The following is a 19,060-nucleotide window of genomic DNA, read 5'->3' on the forward strand; positions in this document are numbered from 1 at the left end:
TCTGAGGTCTTAAGGCTTGGGACGCTGTACTGCCGAGCAGCGCGCGATCCCCGCGCTCCCCGCCTGGGCCCAGCGTGAGCCTTGCGTGTGCCTAGCGAGGGCCTATGAAACCCGACACGGAAATATCGGGCGTTTCAAGAAAACCCGCCGTTGATTCTAGTGAAAAATGGGGGCAATTTTTACCGCTTTTGGCAGCTATTTGCCCCCAAATTGGGGTCTGTATTGTCCATGAGGGGAATGCCTGCGGGGGAGCGGCTGCGCGGGAAAAATGTGCGAGATTGGCTTGTGGCTGCAACCTTGTAGACTTGCACGGTACTCATGGGAAGGAATGTAAATGCTGCATGCGGTGAGCTATGCGCTCGCAGACTCAGTGAACTTGCTGCTGATCGCTGTGGTGCTCGCCTGTGCCGTCATCCTTCCGCAACAAGGAAAATACTGGCGCACGGTCGGCCTGCTCATCGCCGGGGACTGGTCCGGGGTGTTCTTCCTCTCCGTGCTCACCATGCTGGTGTTCGACGGCCTCCAGTCCCACGTCCAGGCCTTCCTTGAATCCCCCTGGGCTGCGATACTCCTTATCCTGGTGGGACTCCTCGCAGCGATCGGGACGTGGCGCGGCGGCGACAACTCCGCCCTCATCCAACGCCTGCTCGGGCCGCTACGAGCACCCTCCGCGCAGACCGTTTTCGCCGGCTTTGTGCTGGGATTCGTGCAATCAATTACTTCACTTCCGTTCTTCTTCGGGCTCGCGCACCTCTCCACGGGCGAGTTCTCCGCGTTCGTTCGTTACGCCGGCCTCGTCGTCTATGCAAGCCTCGCGCTGAGCCTCCCTGCGCTCGTGGCGGTGCTGGCGGGAGTGGTGCGGGCGTTCCCAGAAAGTGTGTTTGGTAGGCTTTTCGACGCGGCGCGGCGCAACGGGGATCTCATGGCAAAGCTGGCGGGTTACGGCGTCTCGGTGTTCCTGGTGGCGATGGGGATCGGCTCGCTGTAAGGGGTTTCCGCGCGAAAAAGGTGCCGCAGGTCACTATGTGGCTTTACGATACAAACACTAAACGTACTGAACAGTTTTGTGTGCCATCCCCTGTGACGCATCTTGGGGTGCCGCACCTTTTGCACGGAAAGGACCCCTCACGATGGCGCAGCACACCTCCCCACACACGAATGGCGCATCACCGCAGGATGTGGTGATTATCGGTGCCGCACGAACCCCCTTTGGGCGCCTGCTCGGCGGGCTGAGCTCGTTTCCCGCAACGGAACTCGGCGGGTTTGCAATCCGCGGTGCCCTGGAGCGCGCGGGCGTGGAGGGAAGTGAAGTAGACGCGGTGATCATGGGGCAGGTGTTGCAGGCTGGCGTTGGCCAAAACCCCGCCAAGCAGGCGGCACTCGCCGGTGGTGTACGCGAGGAAGCGCACACCAACACGGTGAACAAAGTGTGCCTTTCGGGGCTCACCTCAGTGATTGATGCCACGCGCATGATCCGCTGCGGCGAGGCAACAATCGTGGTTGCAGGAGGCATGGAATCCATGAGCAACGCCCCTCACCTGGCCCAGGTGCGCGGCGGGGTGAAATTCGGCAGCGCCTCCCTGGTGGACCACATGGAATACGACGCCCTCACCTCCGCCAACATGGGCAACTCCATGGGCGCTCTGAGCGAGCACTACAACCAAGAATTCCCCGTCACCCGCGAAGAACAAGACCACGTTGCCGCGCTCTCCCACCAGCGTGCTGCCGCCGCAGACCTCTCCGCGGAGATCGTCCCAGTGAGCGTACACACCCGCAAGGGGAAGGTGACCGTGTCCGCCGATGAAGGCGTGCGCCCAGACACCACCGCAGAAACCCTCGCCGGCCTGCGCCCAGCCTTCGCGCCCGAGGGCACTATCACCGCGGGAAACGCTTCCCAAATCACCGACGGCGCCGCGGCACTCGTGCTCACCACTCGCGAGGAGGCGCAGCGTCGGAACGCCCCGATCCTTGCCGTGGTGCGTGCCCCTGGACAAATTGCGGGACCCCACCACGCGCTGCAAGACAAGCCCGCTAAGGCGATCCAACAGGCGCTGACACGCCAGGGTTGGGAGGTCCGTGACCTCGACCTCGTGGAAATCAACGAGGCCTTCGCCGTTGTGTCCATACATTCCGCCCGAATGCTCGGCCTTGAACCTGAAGACGTGAATATGCGCGGCGGCGCCATTGCCCTCGGCCACCCGGTTGGTGCCTCCGGTGCGCGCCTGGCACTTCACGCCGCATTGCAGCTCGGTGCAGGCAAAGCCAGCCGCGCGGCCGTTGCACTGTGTGGCGGCGGCGGGCAGGGAGAAGCCCTACTCCTTGAGGCGGACAGCTGCGGATAGCTGCGGAGAAAGGGGAGAAGCAATGCGAGCACGTGAAGCAGAAGTGGCAGAAGTACTGGTGGAAACTCGAGGAACCGCCGGAATCATCACGTTGAATCGCCCGAAAGCGCTCAATGCGCTGGTCGAATCCGCGGCAGAGGTGGACGCAATCTTGGCAGAGTACGCTGCCGATCCCGGCGAGGCGTTCTCGGGTCAAGTGGACCGCATTGAAGCTGCATACCAGGGGCAGACCGTGGCCGAGATTTTGGCGGCGCTGGATGCGGAGGAAGCTGACTTTGCTGCGGATGCTGCCAAGCGGATTCGTTGGAACAGCCCCACTGCCTGCGTGCTCACCTTGGCCTACATTTGCCGTGCCACCAACTTCACTTTGCGTGAGGCGCTCGAGCATGAATTCGCGGTGTCCAACAACATGCACGCCCACCCGGATTTTGTGGAAGGGGTGCGTGCCCAGATCATTGACAAAGACCGCAACCCCAAGTAGACCCCGCGGAACTGGAAAAAGTGGACGCCCAGCAGATTGAACGCCTCCTCGGGTCGTTGCACGCCACAGACATTGAGCCACTCAGGCTGTAAGCACCAAGCAAGCCTCAAGCGAGCACCAAGCGAACATCAAGCAAGCCTCAAGCGAAAAGGATCATCATGAGCAACTTTGAAAACATCCTCACCGAAACCAAAGGCCGCGTGGGAATCATTACCCTCAACCGCCCGAAGGCCCTCAACGCGCTCAACGAGGCAACCATGAATGAGGTTGTCCAAGCGGGCCGCTCGTTTGATGCAGACCCAGGCATTGGATGCATCATCCTCACCGGCTCCGAAAAGGCCTTCGCCGCGGGCGCGGACATCAAAGAGATGGCCTCCAAATCTGCCACGGAAATGTTTGTGAGTGACTGGTTTGCCAAATGGGATGAGTTTACCCGCCTGCGCACACCGGTGATCGCCGCCGTTTCCGGCTACGCCCTAGGTGGGGGCTGTGAGCTGGCGATGATGTGCGATTTCATCATTGCTGCAGATAATGCGAAGTTCGGTCAACCAGAAATCAACCTGGGTGTGCTGCCGGGGATGGGTGGTAGCCAGCGGCTCACCCGAGCCGTGGGCAAATCCAAAGCCATGGACATGTGCCTTACCGGGCGCATGATGGGCGCGGAAGAAGCAGAGTCCGCAGGGCTGGTGTCCAGGGTTGTGGGCGTGGCCGATCTCATGGACACCGCTCTGGAGGCCGCCACGCTCATTGCATCCAAGTCCTTGGTGGCTTCCTACATGGTGAAAGAAGCAGTGAACGCTGCCTTTGAGACCACACTCGGCCAAGGGCTGCAGTTCGAACGCCGCTTGTTCCACTCCGTATTTGCGTCTGAAGACCAAACGGAAGGTATGGCGGCATTTGTGGAAAAGCGCGACCCTGATTTCCAGCATCGCTGATTGCTTGCTGCTCAATTTGATTCTTCGCGCCGCTCCTGAGAGAACTCCACGAGGTCACCATTGGCGGCGCGAATGGTGTTGAGTAGGGCAAAAAGTTGGAGGTTTTCTGCGCTGCTTTCAAGAGGATTCAACGGCGAAAATGAGAGCGCCTAGGGTGCTGGCGGCGTGCTTAATCCGTTGCGTATGAGGGTGTCCAGTGCCGCGTATGCCTCGGTGACACTAGCCAAGTGGAGGTAATCGCCTTGCTGGATGTGTTCCATTGTGTGGCCAACGAATGCTGCAATAAGGTGTGTGTCTACGGCCTGGAACTCTCCGCGGATCACGCCTTCTTCCAAGAGGTTGCGGATGGTTTCAATAGCTGCTTTGGTGTTGTGATCGTAGACTTTCTTGCCAACCTCGGTAGCGATGAGATCCTGCATGAATGCTGGTGATGCCGGCTGCAGCGCAGAGTTGATCGCCCGGAAATAATCCTGCAGCTTTGCAGGCACCGGTTTGTTTCCACCGAGCGCCAAGTGTGTGCGCTGGGTGAGCTCCTTGAAGAAACTCACCAAGACGCGGTAGACGATCTCATTTTTCGTGTTTCCCAGGCTGTAGATCGTTGATTTGGAGCATTGGTACTTGCTTGCCGCGTGGTCGATGGTGAAGTCTGGAATGTTGGAAGTCAGCAGCAACGCCCTGGTGGTTTCCACTGTGTCCACTGCGGTCATCTCCGGGATTACCGGATCTTCCTCCGGCGGGTTGTCCATTACCATGCAAACCCTTGGCGAGCAGCTCGCGCAATTGGCCGCCGAACAGGGGATTAGCCTGGAGCTTATGCACAGGGTCACCGCGATGGCCTCGGTGAGCTTTGATTCCCTGCCGCACAACGGCGCGGTGCTCACCATGCTCATGGTGTGTGGCATGACGCACCGCCTAAGCTACAAGGACGTTGCCATGGTCACCGTGGCAATCCCACTGGCCACCTTGTTCATCATGCTGGGGCTGAACGCGGTGATCCCGGGGCTCAGCTAGTCAGCAACCATTGGGAACAGCTCAAACTCGGGGTGTTCCTTTTCGATGAACGCCAGCTTCCACTTATCGCCAAACAGTGCCACGAGCTGCCCATCGGTGCGGGTGAAGATCTCCACCCCGCGCTGCTTGGCCAGCTCTGGTGCTGTTTCTGCGGTGGTCTTGCGGGCCACGGAGTAGGGGATTGGGTCCGCGACCGTCTCCACGTTGTATTCATTTTCCATGCGCGCCATCATGACCTCGAACTGCATGGGGCCCACCGCTGCCATCACGGGAGCAGCGTCACCACGGGCGTCGTTACGCAGGATCTGCACCACGCCTTCCGCCGCAAGCTGATCCAGTGCCTTGCGGAACTGCTTGTATTTGCCCAGGCTCTTGGCCCGTAGGGTCCGGAAGTGCTCGGGGGCGAACTGCGGCATTGGCGGGAATTGCACCTTTTTGCCTGCAAAGATGGTGTCACCAGGAGCAAGCGATCCGGCGTTGACCAGGCCCACGATGTCCCCCGGGTAGGCGGTTTCCACGGTCGAGCGAGTGCGCCCGAACACGGTCAGCGCGTATTTTGTGGAGAAGCTACGCCCCGACTGCGCGTGCGTCACCTGCATCCCGCGGTCAAATTCCCCGGACACCACACGCATGAACGCCAGCGAGTCACGGTGATTCTTATCCATGCCGGCCTGCACCTTGAACACAACGCCGGAGAAGTCACCGGTGACCTCACGCTGTTCATCAATGGCGCTTGTCGACGCGGCCACCGCTTCCTCATCCGAAGCGCGTCCGGCGGGTGCGGGTGCGAGCTCACACAGGGTATCGAGGATTTGGTGCACACCGAAGTTCAGCATGGCGGAGGCGAAAATCAAGGGGGAAGTCACACACTCCAGGAAGAGCTGCTGGTCGTGCACGGCGCCGTCGGCAGCAAGAAGTTCAGCCTCCTCAACGGCAGTTTCCCAGGCCTCGCCTTCCCTCTCCGAAGCCTGATCGGGGGAGTAGTGCTCTTCGGGGGCGATGGTGGAACCGCCCGCGGTGCGCAAGAAGTGGATGTACTGGTCCGTCTCCCCGTCCGGGTTGATGTGGGCGAGGCCGCGGAAATCGCCGGCGTCGCCCACTGGCCAATACAGCGGGGTGGGTTGCAGGCCAATTTCGGAGACGATCTCATCCACCAACTCCAAGGGAGTGCGGCCAGGGCGGTCCCACTTGTTGATCACCGTCACGATTGGCAGGCCACGGGCCTTGCACACCCGGAACAGCTTGAGGGTTTGGGGCTCGAGGCCCTTGGCGGCGTCGATGAGCATCACCGCAGCGTCTACTGCGGTGAGTACGCGGTAGGTGTCTTCAGAGAAGTCGGCGTGGCCTGGGGTGTCCACCAGGTTGATCATGTAGGGCTCGCCGGTATGCCCCTCAGGGGCGTACTCGAACTGCAGGGCGGAGGAAGCGATGGAGATACCGCGGTCCTTTTCCATCTCCATCCAGTCAGAAACCGTGGCCTTGCGCCCAGCCTTGCCGTGCACCGCGCCAGCCTCTGAGATCACATGGGCGTGCAGCGCCAGGGCCTCTGTCAGCGTGGATTTACCGGCGTCTGGGTGGGCGATCACGGCAAATGTACGGCGGCGGGAAGCCTCAGCGGCAAGGTTACTCATAGCCAATAAGGTTAGCGCATGCTGTGAATAACATGCTGCGCCCGCTGCAACCCCTCAGTAACCACGATGTTTGCGGCCTCCACGCTGCGGGCAACCAGGGTGGCGTCGTGAGGGATTTCCCCCAGCACCCAGTCGATGATCGGCTCGCCCTTTGGCGGACGCCCGATGCCCATCTTGATTCGCACGTAGTCCCTCGTGCCCAACTCTGCGCTGGTGGATTTGAGGCCGTTGTGCCCGTTCTCGTTGCCGCCCGCTTTCACCCGCACGGTGCCAGCCGGGATGTCCAGCTCATCGTGGAGCACCACAATGTTACTCGCGGGGATGTTCCACTTGCGCGCCAGAGCAGCCACTGCCTCGCCGGAATTGTTCATGAACGTGGTGGAACGGACCAGCGCCACGGGAACCTCGCCGATAGTTTTGCGCACCACCAGGGCTTTGGTGCCGGACACTGGCTGCCACTCAAGGGTGCGCATCGCGTCCGTTGCCCAATAGCCCACGTTATGGCGGGTTTGGGCGTACTTTTCGCCGGGGTTGCCAAGGCCCACGATGAGCCACTGCGGGTCTGGCTGCGGCCCAGCGGCCTGGGTATTAGGCGTCTTTCGGAAACGTGCAGCGATGCGATTCAGGAACTCAAACACGCACTCGATCCTATACTCAACGTTCTCGGGCACCACCTGAGGGGCGTCATCGAAAGGTGCTGGGCTTTGGCGGGATTTGGGGAGTTTGGGCCAGCCAGAATCGAGATTGTTCTTGAGAGCTCTTAATATTGGCACCTCATAGGTTCTTTATTTGTATGGACTAAGATGATACAAATGAAGAAACGTTGCGTTCTTGGTCGTTGAGGAGCTGGAGCAAATGAAGTCACTTGAAGTGTTGTACTTCTTAGAATCCTTGGCCTCGGATCAGTGGGGAATCATTACGACTGCCCAAGCTAAACGTGCAGGTGTTTCGAGGTTGCACATGAGCAATATGGCCGAAAGGGGAATCCTTACGCGGGTTCGACGAGGGGTCTACCTGCTTCCGTCCGCGCAATTTGGGCCAGTAACGGATCTGCGTGCCGCTTGGGTGTCTTTGGAGCAGCAAAAACTTGCGGTGGAGCGCATTGATTCGCACAACAACGTCGCTGTGTCCCACGAATCCGCCGCCTTTGTCCACCAGATTGGTGACTTCATTCCCGAAAGGCACCAATTTTCAGCCAGCTTGCGTAAACAAACAGGGCAAAAAGACATCAAGTTGTATTGCAACCGGATTTTGCGATCCGAAGAAGTGGTGCTGATAAATGGGCTCCCTGTGACCTCTGTCGTGCGAACAGTTGCAGACCTAGCCTCTGCAAAAATTGAGCTCAATTACTTGGCGACTCTCGTCATTGAGGCACTTCGCAAAGAGGGTGTACGCATGCGGAAACTCGCCGAGGCTTTAGACCCATCGGCCGATCACTATGGATTCCACTCCGGATTGGACCTCATCCATGCGTGCCAAGACGTGGCTGAATCTGATGAGGACCGAGAAGAGAGGCTGTATCGAGCGTTTTCTCGAGTGGATTTTGAATCGATGTACGTGCCAAACCCACCTTTGATTCACCGTGGATTGCCGGGTATGGACGTACATTCCCGACAGCGAGTAACAGCTTAAAGGTTTGCTGGATTAGGAAATACACCATGGCGAAGAAACGGGACGCTTTTGACGATCATCTGCTACTTCGCAATTGGCAGAGGAGTGTTGCTCACCGGGTTGCTGACCTTGCACACAAGCAAGGGCGAGCAAAGGACAGCATCCAATTTCAGATGGTCTTTGAGTGTTTCCTGAGTCGCATCTTCGCAGAACCTTCCACTGACTGGGTTCTCAAAGGTGGCACGGCCCTCCTCATGAGGAACGGGTCTGGCCGATTCACAAAGGATATCGATCTTGCTCACGGCGCAACCTGGGGAGGTGCCGAGGAAATAGCCATTTAGCTGCAAAGTCTACTGAAACGAGGAGGAAAAGACCCTTTCCGGTTTCAAGTAATAGGTGCGAATTCTCGGGGTTGGGGTGTTGAAACTGGGTACGGTAATCCTTCAATTGCCGTAACCCTTGGAGCCTATTTAGGCATCGGGTTATTCTATTCCTTTCGAATCGATGTGACTCCGGGACGCCACACTCAACTACCGCCCGAAACTGTGGAAATTGATCCGCTACTTAATCGGGTAACTAAAGAGAAAGGATATAAACCGTTTCGGATATTGGTTACTCCGATTGAGGCCCACCTTGCAGACAAAATTTGCGCAATGCGGGAATCTCACCATGGCATCGAAAGCACCCGTTTCCATGATCTGGCAGACTTCATTGAGATTATTCGAACCCAGGATTTCCTTGCTGAAAAACTCCTTCGGATCCTCGCTCACGAGGTGAAACGGCGTGGAATCGACTGGCCTCAGCAGATTTCATCACCAGGAAAGAGTTGGGAAAATGGTTTTTCCCGAAAAGCATCGTCTTATGGGATCCTTCCAGAGAATTTGCACAATCTCGAGGAGGCCCTGGCATTTGCAGGAAATTGCTTGAACCAGGTATTGCAAAGAAAACTGGTGGACGGCAAGTGGTATCACAGCACTGGTTGTTGGGAAGTGTAGCCATCTGGTGTCTGTAAGACTTCTCGATTGTTCCTATCCATGCGATTAAGGAACTCAAACACGCACTCGATCCTATACTCAACGTTCATGGGTACCACGGATACGCCAACGCTGTTTCACACTGTTCGAGTGATCGCCGCCCCGATGGCTGGCGGCCCGAGCACGCCTAAGCTCGTCGCGGCGGTGGCTCGGGGAGGTGGGTTCGGTTTTCTGGCCTCGGGAAATCAACCCCTCAATGCATTTGCCGCTGATATGGCCGCGCTCGCCGGCACGCCCTTCGGCGTCAATCTCTTTGCGCCACAGGTGGCACTTCCACGGACGCAAGACGTTGAGCAAGCCCGCGAACTCCTCAGCAAAGCATTCCCAGGCCAGGAGATCCCAGCGGCACCCACCGCGGCGGCCAGCGATTTTCCACAAAAATGGCAGCACATCCTGGAGGCGTTGCGAGGGGACCGGGGGCCGTCGGTAGTAAGTCTCAGCTTTGGTGCGTTCACCTCGGCCCAAGTAGCGCAGCTCCACGAGCTCGGCGCGCAGGCATGGAACAGCGTGACCAGCGTGGATGAGGCTGAGACCGCTGCACAGGCCGGAGTGGACGCCCTCATTGTGCAGGGTGTGGAGGCGGGTGGTCATCGCCTGACCTTCGACCCCAAAACACAACCCAACGCCACGCCCGTTGCTGAGCTGGTCGCCCAAATTGCTCGGCGATGCACGCTTCCGATCATCGCAGCTGGCGGCGTGCGCGGCCCCAGTGACGTTCAAGCGCTGCTCGACTTGCCTGGGGTTATCGCGGTGCAAACAGGCTCGATGTTCCTGCTGTGCCCCGAGGCCGGCACGAGCGAGGCAAACAGGGCGTTGCTGCGTACCGACGCCGCACAGCGCACCGTAGCCTCCCGTGGCTTTTCCGGGCGTGTTGCGCGAGGCTTGTGGGCGCCGGAACTGGAGTTTTTGCAAGATGTGCCACCGGTGTACCCGCTGCTGCGGCCAATGAGTGCGGCAGTCGGTTCGAGCTATTGCCTGGTGGGCGAGCGCGCAGAGCTGATTCCTGATGGGCTGCCTGCGGCTGAAGTGGTGAGGCTGCTTAGCCCTCGATGAGGGTGGTGTTTTCAATCCACCCCAAGCCTTCGATTGCGCAGCGCACCGCCTGCCCGTGTTGGATGAATCGAGCGGGGTTGCGGGCAAAGCCGACGCCGTCGGGAGTGCCTGTGGCAATCACGTCACCTGGCTGCAACGGGTAGATCTGGGATATGAAGCTCACCAAGAATTCCGGGCTAAATACCAGTTGGTCAGTGGTGGAATCCTGCATGAGCTCCTCATCCCAATGGGCGGTGATCCTGGTGCCTGGGGTGTATTCCTCACGGGTGGTGAGCCACGGGCCGAACCCTGCGGTGCGGTAGTAGGACTTTCCTTGGTGCCATTGTTGGGTGCGTTTTTGCCAGTCGCGCAGGGTGTAGTCATTGATCACGGCGTATCCGGCAATGTGCTTGGCTGCCTCCGCTTCACTCACCCGGTGGGCTTTTGAGCCAATGATCACTGCGAGTTCGGACTCGGCATCCAAGGCCTCGGCTGCCTGTTTGGGGATTGTCACCTGGTCAAAGGGACCCGTGAGCGCTTCCGGGTATTTGATGAACAACGTGGGCACCTCCGGGGTGGGGTGGCCCATCTCCTTGATGTGGTCCGCGTAATTCAGGCCCACGCAGATGATCTTGCCGGGGTTGGGGATGAGGGCTGCGAGATCACTGGTCGGGAGAGTGATCGTGGCGGTGTCGGCGGTGTTGGCTGTGTTGGCGGTATCGGCGGCGGTGCCCGCTGCCTGCTCCACGAGCTCCCGCCAGTTTTCCTGTTTGAGGAGCGCACCCAGGTCTTCGGGGTACACCACCTGTGCTGTGATGACGCCTTCTTCCAAATTGGCATCCACCACGTTGATGGTCTGCCCAGTTTTCGTTGTTGCAAGCCTCATAACTACCCAATCTAATGGTTGCGGCGTTGCCGGGGATGAGAATCAGAAACGGGAAAAGGGGAGGGGCTTGAGGCAGGTGGAAGTGTGGGTTTGTACCCCCTCCGCGCAATTTTATTAGTGCAGCCTCGCTAAGGTTGCGCTAACCTAAGTAGCTATGAGTATGGTGAAGCTTCGCGAGCGGGTGGAGCGCGGCAAAGTAAAAAAGAAATGCTGCAAAGACAACCCGCGCTGCAAGAGTTGCCCCGTTGTGGCGCACCGCTTGAAAAAGCAGGGTGCACTCAAACTTGATGACGCTGCCCTGGCCAAAGCATTCAAAAAAGCGCGGAAGTGGTAGCGGGGTGTTTTCGACGCACCTCGATACATCGTGCCCTGCGTTCAACCCCGCAGGATTGCCTCCACCGCATCAGCGGCATTGGCACAAATGATGGGCAATTCCTGTTGTTCCTGCCTGGAAAAGGGTTTGAGCACGAAGGAGGAAACATCCATTCGCCCAGGCGGGCGGCCAATGCCGATGCCTACCTTGTGATACTCCTTCGTACCCATAGCCTGCGTGATGGACTTCAACCCCTTGTGGCCGTGGTCGCCACCCCCAAACTTCGCACTGACCTGGCCAAAATCTAGCTCCAGGTCATCGAACAGCGCCACCACATTGCGGCTGTTGATTTTGAAGAAGTCTGCAAGCGCCTTGGTTGGCCCGCCAGAAAGGTTCATGTATCCCCGGGTGCGGGCGAGCACCACCGGACGGCCAGCAATGCGCGCCTGAGCAATTTGGGTGTTGGTGCGTTTGTGCACGCTGAGGGCTGCGGGCATGCCGTCGGTACGCTCCAGCAGCTCCTCCAAGGCATGAATGCCGAGGTTATGCCGCGTTTGCTCATACTTGGGCCCTGGATTGCCCAAGCCGAGAATCAAGAAAGTCTCATCCACGCTTTTGCACCTTACCGTGCGCAGCCCAACACAAAAAGCGACGCCCAAAAAGGGGCGTCGCCTGCAAGAAGTGAGCTGTTTGGCTCAGACTGGCTGAGCCTTGATCAGCGTGAGTTTTACTCAGCGTCTTCTTCGGTGGACTCAACGTCGGAAGCGTCAGCCTCGTCGTACTCTGCTGCAACCTCTTCAGCGTCGAGGTCCTCAGCAACCTCTTCGTGGTTCACGGAAGCGATCACGGTCTCTGGGTCAGCAACCAGGGTGGTGTTTGCTGGCATGGTGAGGTCGCCGGCGAGCACCTTGGTGTCCACGTCTGCGCCCTCAACGGAGTGGGTGAGCTGCTCAGGGATGGAGAGCACGTCAGCCTCAACCAGCACAACGTCAGCATCCTGAACGAGCTGGGCACCTGCGGCAACCTCGCCCTCAAGAACCACAGGTACCTCAACCTCAACCTTTTCGCCGCGCTTGATGGCGAGCAGGTCAACGTGGTCAGCGTTGAGGGTGATCACGTTCTGGTCAACGTGCTTGATCATGGTGAGGTGCTTGTCGCCCTCGATGTCCAGCTCGAGCACGGCGTTGGAGCCGTGGGAACGCAGCAGGGCGTGCAGCTCGATGCGGGAAACGGAGAAGTGGATTGGTTCGTCAACGTCAGCGCCGTAGATCACGCCTGGAACCTGGCCGGCAACGCGCAGACGGCGAGCAAAGCCCTTGCCAAACTCGGTGCGAGCTGCAGCAGCAATAGTTGGGTAGGAAGCCATGATTGGTTGCTCCTCAAAGTAGTGTTATTGAACAATTTGCTGTCCCAGGCACACAAAAAACCTGCGTAGCGCAAGCATGTGTGCTCGCCGAGTCTACGCAGGTCATAATAAGGATTATGGGTAGTACATCGCGTCGATAACGGCTACCTGCACGCAGGCGCCCTCGCCGAGACTGAACCACCTTAGCACGAAGCATCAGCCCTGTTCAAGATGCTTGAGTGCCTCGCGCCGAGAGAGCCCGGAAAGCTCGGGGGTGCGCTCCAGAAACTTCATCACCCAATCCGGGTTGGTTTTGGCGTATTCCCGCAGCGCCCACCCAATGGCTTTCCGGATGAAGAACTCCTGATCAGCGGCGTTGTGCTCGATGATCGCCGCCATCAACTGCGGGTCCGTTTCCGAGCGCATCCCTAATTGGTGCAAGATAGCCGTGCGCCGAATCCACAGGTTTTCCTCCTTTGCCCAGGCGAGCATCTCCCCCGAGCGTGCATTCGCCCCTACGACTTTCACCAACGCATCCACGGTGTCCCACCAGGAGTGGGTGCAGATGAAATAGCGCAGCTCATCGGGCGCCAGCGGGTGCTTGTAGGCACGCAAGATGTCGCAGGCAACATAGTGGTACTCGCGGTAGGGCATTTGCCAAAGCTGGCGGGTCTGCGCAAGCAGCTCAGGCTTTCCGACGTCCCGCAGTGCCCGCACAATGTGCTTGGTCGCTGCCCGCCGTTGGGTGGTGGCAACCCCCAGGAATGAAAACTGGTGCTTGAGATATGCAGATTGCCCCGCTGCACGCACTGGGTCGTGCAACGGGGCGAGTGCCTCTTCGGCGCTGTGCTGGATGTTCACAGGCTACGCGGTGTTAGCGGAAGGCTATGCCTGGCCCTCAAAGAGGTCCGTCACGGAGCCGTTTTCAAAGATCTCATGGATGGTCTTTGCCAACAGTGGGGCGATGGAGAGCACCGTGAGGTTTTCCCAACCCTCGGTGGATTGAGGCAGCGTGTCGGTGGTGATCACTTCCTTGGCGCCGCACTGGGAGAGGCGCTCGCGGGCGGGATCAGAGAACACGCCGTGGGTGCAGGCGATGATCACGTCTTCGGCACCCGCATCTCGCAGCACCCCAACGGCGCCGGCGATGGTGCCGCCGGTATCAATCATGTCGTCCAGCAGCACGGCGGTCTTGCCAGATACGTCGCCAACCACGCGGTTTGCCACCACCTGGTTGGCAACGTCGGTGGAGCGAGTCTTGTGGACGAAGGCCAGTGGGGCATCGCCCAGGGTGTTTGCCCACTTCTCGGCAACCTTCACGCGGCCTGCGTCTGGGGAGACCACCACGATGTTGTCCAGGGAGTAGTTCTCCTTGATGTAATCCGTGAGGATCGGCATCGCGTGCATGTGGTCCACCGGGCCGTCGAAGAAGCCCTGGATCTGGTCCGTGTGCAGGTCTACTGCCACGATGCGGTCGGCACCGGCGGTGCGCAGCAGGTCAGCTACCAGGCGGGCGGAGATTGGTTCGCGGCCGCGGTGCTTCTTGTCCTGACGAGCGTATGGGTAGAAAGGAAGGATTGCGGTGATGCGCTTTGCGGAGCCACGCTTGAGGGCATCAATCATGATGAGCTGCTCCATCAGCCACTTGTTCAGCGGCTGTGCGTGGGACTGAATCACAAAGGCATCGCAACCACGCACGGACTCTTCAAAGCGGACAAAGATCTCGCCGTTTGCAAAGTCACGCGCGGTAGTTGGGGTGAGTTCAACACCGAGTTCGCGGGCAACAGCCTCGCCGAGCTCTGGGTGTGCACGACCAGAGAACAACATGAGGTTCTTTTGGTTCTCGGTCCAGTTGTGCGAAGACATGTTTCGCTTAACCTTCCTGATGGGGGTCTTCTGGGTTTGCTTCTCGGTTTTGGGCTGCCTCAGCGGCCAACGCGGCAGGAGTACCTGGGCGCTTGCGCTGCACCCAGCCCTCAATGTTGCGTTGCTTTCCGCCGGAGACCACGAGCGCTCCCGGGGGAACGTCGTCTTTGATAACTGTACCCGCTCCGGAGTACGCGCCGTCGCCAATTGTCACGGGGGCAATGAACATGGTGTCCGATCCGGTGCGGACATGGGAGCCCACGGTGGTGCGGTGCTTGTTCACGCCGTCGTAATTCACAAACACGCTGGAGGCGCCGATGTTGGATTCCTCACCCACGGTTGCATCGCCAATGTAGGTGAGGTGAGGCACCTTGGAGCCGCGGCCGATCTGGGCGTTTTTCGCCTCCACAAAGCCACCCAACTTGCCGTGATCCCCGAGTTCAGTGCCTGGGCGGATGTAGGTGTAGGGGCCAACTTCGGCGTGTGCGCCGATCAGAGAATTAAGGCCGTGGGTTCGGATCACGCTTGCGCCTTCACCCACCACCATGTTGTTCAAGGTGGTGTCCGGGCCAACAACGGCGCCATCGCCAATCACGGTCTTGCCCAAGAGCTGGGTGTTGGGGTGAATTACCACGTCTTGCCCCACCTGCACGTTCACGTCGATCCAGGTGGTTGCAGGGTCGATTACGGTCGCCCCGCCGAGCATCACAGCTTCTACCAGACGGCGGTTCAGCGCTGCGCCTGCTTCCGCGAGCTGCACTCGATCATTCACACCTGCCAACTCGGCGGCGTCGGCAGCGCGATAGGCGCGCACGGGGTGGCCGTCGTTCCTGGAAATCCCCAGAACATCGGTGAGGTACAGCTCGCCTTGGGCGTTGTTGGAGTCGAGCTTTGCCAGGCTGGTGCGTAGGATCTCAGCGTCAAAGGCGAACACGCCGGAGTTGACCTCTTGGATGGCCAGGGTTTTCGCGTCGCCGTCTTTTTGCTCAACGATGGCGGTAACTTCCCCCTCCTGGTTGCGCACGATGCGCCCGTACCCCGTGGGGTCCTCAAGGCGCATGGTCAGCACGGTTACGGCGGTGGGTACCTGGTTGTGGGCCTCTACCAGTGCGCGCAGCGTTTCCGGGCGCAACAGTGGAACGTCGCCGTTGGTCACCACCACGGTCCCGCGGAAATCTCCCAGGGCCTCCATAGCGCATTGCACAGCGTGCCCGGTGCCCAGTTGTTCCTCCTGCACGGCGGTGGCAATGCGGGTTGGGGAACCTGCCTCTGCAAGCTCTGCCGCCACCGCCTCCACAGCCGGGGCAACCTGGTCACGGCGATGCCCAATCACCGCCACCACATGCTCCGGGACGATCCCGGCTGCGGCGTGCAGGCTATGTGAAAGCAGCGTGCGCCCGCCGATAGAGTGCAAGGTCTTTTGCAACTGGGACTTCATGCGCGTGCCCGCCCCCGCAGCAAGCACAATCACTGCGGTTGGATGGGCGTCACTGAGCAGGTTGGGGGCAGCGTGGTCCTCAGATGGGGTAGCGGTGCTCACTGGTCTCGTTCTCCTGAATGTGCGACATCTTCTCTGCCAGCCGATGCTACCTTCCCCGCATAAGAACGCTTCTCAGACACGTCCACCATCCCGCGCGCGGCCACAGCACCCGCAATCCCAAGCAGCGCAAGAAACACAATTGCCACCACGCTGCCGGCCAGGGAGAGCACCGCAGTGATAGCACCCGTGCCGAGCAACACCAACCCCATCAAGGTATTCGCATTGGCAACATATTTTGTGCGCTGATCACCCGTTGCCATATCCACCACATACGTTTTCCGCGCCACCCGAATACCGGCGTGGATCAGCAAAATCAGGAAGTAGGCGGTTGGGATGAGCCACGAAAGTAGGTGCTGCGGTGCAAGAAGCGCTGCCGACGCCACCACGAGCAACACTAACGATGCGGCCAATGAACCTGCTGCCATCACTGCCTTCGCCGAGCGGTCTGCCAGCGCGCCTGACACCCTACCGGCAAGGAATCCGGCCGCCCCCTGGAGAGCCAAAAACGCTCCCACCGATCCAAAGTTCGTGCCAAACTCCGCTGAGCCTTCTGTGTGCTCCGCCGCGAGCGTGACCAAAAACGCTGAGGAAAGTGCCGTGACCAGCAAGAGGGAACGTACAATGACGAACCTGCGAAACCTCGCGTCCTCGCGCACCATCCGGAAACACTCCCGCAGCCACTCACCTCTGGCCTGGAAGGAAGCGTTGGTTTCCTGTTTGGTCTCCTGAGGCGGAACTGGTTCTTTGATGCCGGAGAACACCCAGGCGGCGAGCACCCAGGCCAACGCAGAGCAGAAGATCAGCAACGCCAAGATCCACGGTGGGGCGTGCTCCCCAACGAACACCAGGCACACACCAACTGCAATAGACACCACCCCACCTAGAGAAGTGGCAACGCCTTGAAGTTTGCCGCGGGAGCCCTTCTTTTTAATGCGCGCCTGCATGTCTTTGCCTGTAATGGAACAAGCTGCGCGGCCAAGAGAAAGCGTGGCCAACAGCACCACCACTGCAAAGCCAAGGGCACTGCCACGCAGCAGCAAGGTGGCAGCGGCAATTCCGGCAGCGCTGGCCGCCTGGATGAGCGAGCCAACCACCCAAATATTGCGCCGGTAGGGCTTAGACATCACCCACGGGGCAAGTGGTGCCTGCGGCAACATTGAGCCCGATTCCCTGATGGGAACCAACAAGGCGCTAAACAGCGCAGGCGTACCCGCAGCCGCAAGAATCCACGGCAGCACTGACTTGGCGGCGGTGATGTTGTCACCAACATTTTGCAGTGCGTTGGACCACACGAACCGCTGCGCGTTGCCCGACGTTTCGCCCGACGTCTCGCCCGACGTCTCGGAGCCTTCATGTGCGCCCGCTGGAGGGGAGGTTTCTGACATATCTCACAGTCTAGGGTGGCGCCGGGACATGCTCGCTAGCATGGCAATAATGGCAGGTTCTACACAGCAAGGCAGTGATGTTTTGAGTTCTCAAACTGGCACCCCAGCCCAGTCGTATTTGATGAATCGGCGCACGTTTTTTGGCCTGAGTGGAGTGGCCCTGGCTGCCACCGCACTCGCGGCGTGCAGCACGGAGGTCCCTCAAGGATGGGAGGGGGGAACCCGAGCGCTTCCCATTCCTCCAGAAATGCGCGGCACCGCAAACGGTAATCGATCCACGTTTGCCTTGGTAGCGCAGCATGGTTCCTCGGAGATCACCCCTGGTGTGAAAACTCCAACGATGGGCTTTAATGGGCCGCACCTAGGCCCCACGCTGCGCATGAGCAGGGGAGAGCAAATAGAGATCACGGTGGAGTCTCAGCTCAAGGAAATCACCGCCGTGCACTGGCACGGCATGAAGGTACCTGCGATTGCCGACGGCGGACCGCACTCACCAATCACACCCGGCGGCACCTGGACCGCCAACTTCACGGTGGAGCAACCAGCGGCAACACTGTGGTACCACCCGCATCCACACGGCGCCACCGGGGTTCAGGCGTACCGTGGCCTGGCAGGCATGCTCATCGTTGACGATGAGGTGGAATCTGGCCTTGACCTGCCACGAACATACGGCGTTGATGACATCCCCGTGGTTCTCCAGGACGCTAACTTCACCGCGGACGGAGCCTTTGACGAAACCCTGGACCCCAACCTGGGCCTGCAGGGCAAGGTGATCACAGTCAATGGCATTACCAACCCACACTTCGACGCCACAACGGACAAACTCCGCCTCCGCCTCATCAACGGCTCCAACATGCGTTTCCACAACGTCGGCCTGAAAAGCGGGGAGAGCTTTCAAGTCATCGCCAGCGATTCCGGGTTGCTGGAGGCGGGTATCGACGCGGAAGCTGTGGCTTTGGGTCCAGGTGAGCGCGCCGAGATTGTGTTGCAGCTTGAACCGGGTAAGGAATACGAACTCTATTCACTTGGTTTTGAGGACCGCCTTGGCGTGCCGGACGATGAGTTCGCGCCGGACTTCCTCTTGGACACCCAAGCATTGCTACTAACCATCCGCACCGCAGACACCCTGGACGCGCGTGCGGCGGTGCCCGAAGTGCTGGACCGGGCAGCGTCGGAAATCCTGCCGGAGGCAGAAGTCGCTGAGTTACCGTTGCGTGCGTTCGTGCTCAACACCTTCCAGATCAATGGTGAAGACATGGATATGCTGCGCGTGGACGAGGTAGTGGACCACGAGGGGCCTGAGGTGTGGGAGGTGAGCAACCAGAACTCGGATTGGCTGCACAATTTCCACATCCACAACGCGCGCTTCAAGGTGCTCGCCCTGGAAGACACCACGGTGGCGATCAACGACTCCGGCTGGAAGGACACCGTGACCCTGCCGCCAAACTCGACGGTGCGCCTACTCGTGGAGTTCGGGTATTTCCCGGATCCAAAGTGGCCGTACATGTACCACTGCCACATGCTTTTCCACGAGGACTCCGGCATGATGGGGCAATACGTTGTGGTGGAAGCAGGCCAGGAACCCGCGTTGGAAACTGATTACACCGAAGGTGAGCACCAGCACTAGATCCTTCTGGATGCTGCTGGC

General features: G+C 59.5%; 19 protein-coding genes and 1 pseudogene. 10 read left to right on the plus strand and 10 right to left on the minus strand.

Annotated features, from left to right (window positions below; translation table 11 throughout):
* Positions 1 to 334: 334 nt before the first annotated feature.
* The 4 genes from NQ050_RS05965 to NQ050_RS05980 all read left to right on the plus strand — a co-directional run bounded on the left by NQ050_RS05965 (position 335) and on the right by NQ050_RS05980 (position 3,758).
* Positions 335 to 988, plus strand: coding sequence for a hypothetical protein (locus tag NQ050_RS05965; RefSeq protein ID WP_257038381.1), 654 nt, complete (start codon positions 335 to 337; stop codon positions 986 to 988).
* A 142-nt stretch (positions 989 to 1,130) separates the two neighbouring features.
* Entirely contained in the window at positions 1,131 to 2,342 is a 1,212-nt protein-coding gene (locus NQ050_RS05970) for an acetyl-CoA C-acyltransferase (RefSeq protein ID WP_257038382.1), read from the plus strand.
* A gap of 22 nt (positions 2,343 to 2,364) precedes the next feature.
* Positions 2,365 to 2,823, plus strand: coding sequence for an enoyl-CoA hydratase/isomerase family protein (locus NQ050_RS05975; RefSeq protein ID WP_257038383.1), 459 nt, complete (start codon positions 2,365 to 2,367; stop codon positions 2,821 to 2,823).
* Between the two features lie 158 nt (positions 2,824 to 2,981).
* Positions 2,982 to 3,758, plus strand: a complete 777-nt coding sequence (locus tag NQ050_RS05980) for an enoyl-CoA hydratase (protein ID WP_257038385.1) — start codon at positions 2,982 to 2,984, stop codon at positions 3,756 to 3,758.
* A gap of 149 nt (positions 3,759 to 3,907) precedes the next feature.
* Here NQ050_RS05980 and NQ050_RS05985 read toward each other — a convergent pair whose 3' ends face one another.
* Complete coding sequence (locus NQ050_RS05985; RefSeq protein WP_257038386.1) at positions 3,908 to 4,504, minus strand: TetR/AcrR family transcriptional regulator; 597 nt, start codon at positions 4,502 to 4,504, stop codon at positions 3,908 to 3,910.
* A 4-nt stretch (positions 4,505 to 4,508) separates the two neighbouring features.
* On the opposite strand from NQ050_RS05985, the gene NQ050_RS05990 reads away from it, so the two are divergent.
* On the plus strand, positions 4,509 to 4,769 hold the full coding sequence (locus NQ050_RS05990; RefSeq protein WP_257038387.1) for a hypothetical protein: 261 nt from the start codon (positions 4,509 to 4,511) through the stop codon (positions 4,767 to 4,769).
* On the opposite strand, the gene NQ050_RS05995 is transcribed toward NQ050_RS05990, so the two are convergent.
* Positions 4,766 to 6,400 carry a peptide chain release factor 3 gene (locus NQ050_RS05995; RefSeq protein WP_257038388.1) on the minus strand — a complete coding sequence of 545 codons (1,635 nt, stop codon included), beginning with the start codon at positions 6,398 to 6,400 and terminating at the stop codon, positions 4,766 to 4,768. The two genes, NQ050_RS05990 and NQ050_RS05995, sit on opposite strands and share 4 nt — an antisense overlap.
* An 11-nt stretch (positions 6,401 to 6,411) precedes the next feature.
* Positions 6,412 to 7,038 carry an aminoacyl-tRNA hydrolase gene (pth, locus tag NQ050_RS06000; RefSeq protein WP_257038389.1) on the minus strand — a complete coding sequence of 209 codons (627 nt, stop codon included), beginning with the start codon at positions 7,036 to 7,038 and terminating at the stop codon, positions 6,412 to 6,414.
* A gap of 217 nt (positions 7,039 to 7,255) precedes the next feature.
* Between pth (NQ050_RS06000) and NQ050_RS06005 the strand changes: the two genes are divergently transcribed.
* From NQ050_RS06005 to NQ050_RS06015, 3 genes and pseudogenes are all read left to right on the plus strand, one after another.
* Positions 7,256 to 8,032 carry a type IV toxin-antitoxin system AbiEi family antitoxin domain-containing protein gene (locus NQ050_RS06005; protein ID WP_257038390.1) on the plus strand — a complete coding sequence of 259 codons (777 nt, stop codon included), beginning with the start codon at positions 7,256 to 7,258 and terminating at the stop codon, positions 8,030 to 8,032.
* 152 nt (positions 8,033 to 8,184) lie between these two features.
* Positions 8,185 to 9,006, plus strand: a pseudogene (locus NQ050_RS06010) (nucleotidyl transferase AbiEii/AbiGii toxin family protein).
* An 87-nt stretch (positions 9,007 to 9,093) separates the two neighbouring features.
* On the plus strand, positions 9,094 to 10,098 hold the full coding sequence (locus NQ050_RS06015; protein WP_257038391.1) for a nitronate monooxygenase: 1,005 nt from the start codon (positions 9,094 to 9,096) through the stop codon (positions 10,096 to 10,098).
* Here NQ050_RS06015 and NQ050_RS06020 read toward each other — a convergent pair.
* Positions 10,085 to 10,963 carry a fumarylacetoacetate hydrolase family protein gene (locus NQ050_RS06020; RefSeq protein ID WP_257038392.1) on the minus strand — a complete coding sequence of 293 codons (879 nt, stop codon included), beginning with the start codon at positions 10,961 to 10,963 and terminating at the stop codon, positions 10,085 to 10,087. The genes NQ050_RS06015 and NQ050_RS06020 overlap by 14 nt on opposite strands.
* A gap of 154 nt (positions 10,964 to 11,117) precedes the next feature.
* On the opposite strand from NQ050_RS06020, the gene NQ050_RS06025 reads away from it, so the two are divergent.
* A complete protein-coding gene (locus NQ050_RS06025) occupies positions 11,118 to 11,297 on the plus strand; it encodes a hypothetical protein (protein ID WP_257038393.1) in 180 nt (59 codons plus the stop codon).
* Positions 11,298 to 11,338: 41 nt separating this feature from the next.
* Here NQ050_RS06025 and pth (NQ050_RS06030) read toward each other — a convergent pair whose 3' ends face one another.
* The 6 genes from pth (NQ050_RS06030) to NQ050_RS06055 all read right to left on the minus strand — a co-directional run bounded on the left by pth (NQ050_RS06030) (position 11,339) and on the right by NQ050_RS06055 (position 17,412).
* A complete protein-coding gene (pth, locus tag NQ050_RS06030) occupies positions 11,339 to 11,887 on the minus strand; it encodes an aminoacyl-tRNA hydrolase (RefSeq protein WP_257038394.1) in 549 nt (182 codons plus the stop codon).
* Positions 11,888 to 12,003: 116 nt separating this feature from the next.
* The gene (locus NQ050_RS06035) at positions 12,004 to 12,642 is read right to left on the minus strand and encodes a 50S ribosomal protein L25/general stress protein Ctc (RefSeq protein WP_257038395.1); all 639 of its coding nucleotides are present in this window, start codon (positions 12,640 to 12,642) and stop codon (positions 12,004 to 12,006) included.
* Between the two features lie 195 nt (positions 12,643 to 12,837).
* Positions 12,838 to 13,482 carry a DNA alkylation repair protein gene (locus NQ050_RS06040; RefSeq protein ID WP_257038396.1) on the minus strand — a complete coding sequence of 215 codons (645 nt, stop codon included), beginning with the start codon at positions 13,480 to 13,482 and terminating at the stop codon, positions 12,838 to 12,840.
* A gap of 24 nt (positions 13,483 to 13,506) precedes the next feature.
* A complete protein-coding gene (locus NQ050_RS06045) occupies positions 13,507 to 14,487 on the minus strand; it encodes a ribose-phosphate diphosphokinase (protein WP_257038397.1) in 981 nt (326 codons plus the stop codon).
* 7 nt (positions 14,488 to 14,494) lie between these two features.
* Entirely contained in the window at positions 14,495 to 15,985 is a 1,491-nt protein-coding gene (glmU, locus tag NQ050_RS06050; RefSeq protein ID WP_257038428.1) for a bifunctional UDP-N-acetylglucosamine diphosphorylase/glucosamine-1-phosphate N-acetyltransferase GlmU, read from the minus strand.
* 38 nt (positions 15,986 to 16,023) lie between these two features.
* Positions 16,024 to 17,412, minus strand: a complete 1,389-nt coding sequence (locus tag NQ050_RS06055) for an MFS transporter (RefSeq protein ID WP_257038398.1) — start codon at positions 17,410 to 17,412, stop codon at positions 16,024 to 16,026.
* Positions 17,413 to 17,533: 121 nt separating this feature from the next.
* Here NQ050_RS06055 and NQ050_RS06060 point away from each other — a divergent pair, with 121 nt between their 5' ends.
* Positions 17,534 to 19,039 (plus strand): multicopper oxidase family protein, encoded by a 1,506-nt coding sequence (locus tag NQ050_RS06060; RefSeq protein WP_373456420.1) that lies wholly within the window; start codon positions 17,534 to 17,536, stop codon positions 19,037 to 19,039.
* Positions 19,040 to 19,060: the final 21 nt, after the last annotated feature.

Source organism: Corynebacterium sp. 122RC1 (assembly GCF_024580955.1).
In the GTDB taxonomy this organism is placed as follows: Bacteria; Actinomycetota; Actinomycetes; order Mycobacteriales; family Mycobacteriaceae; genus Corynebacterium; species Corynebacterium kozikiae.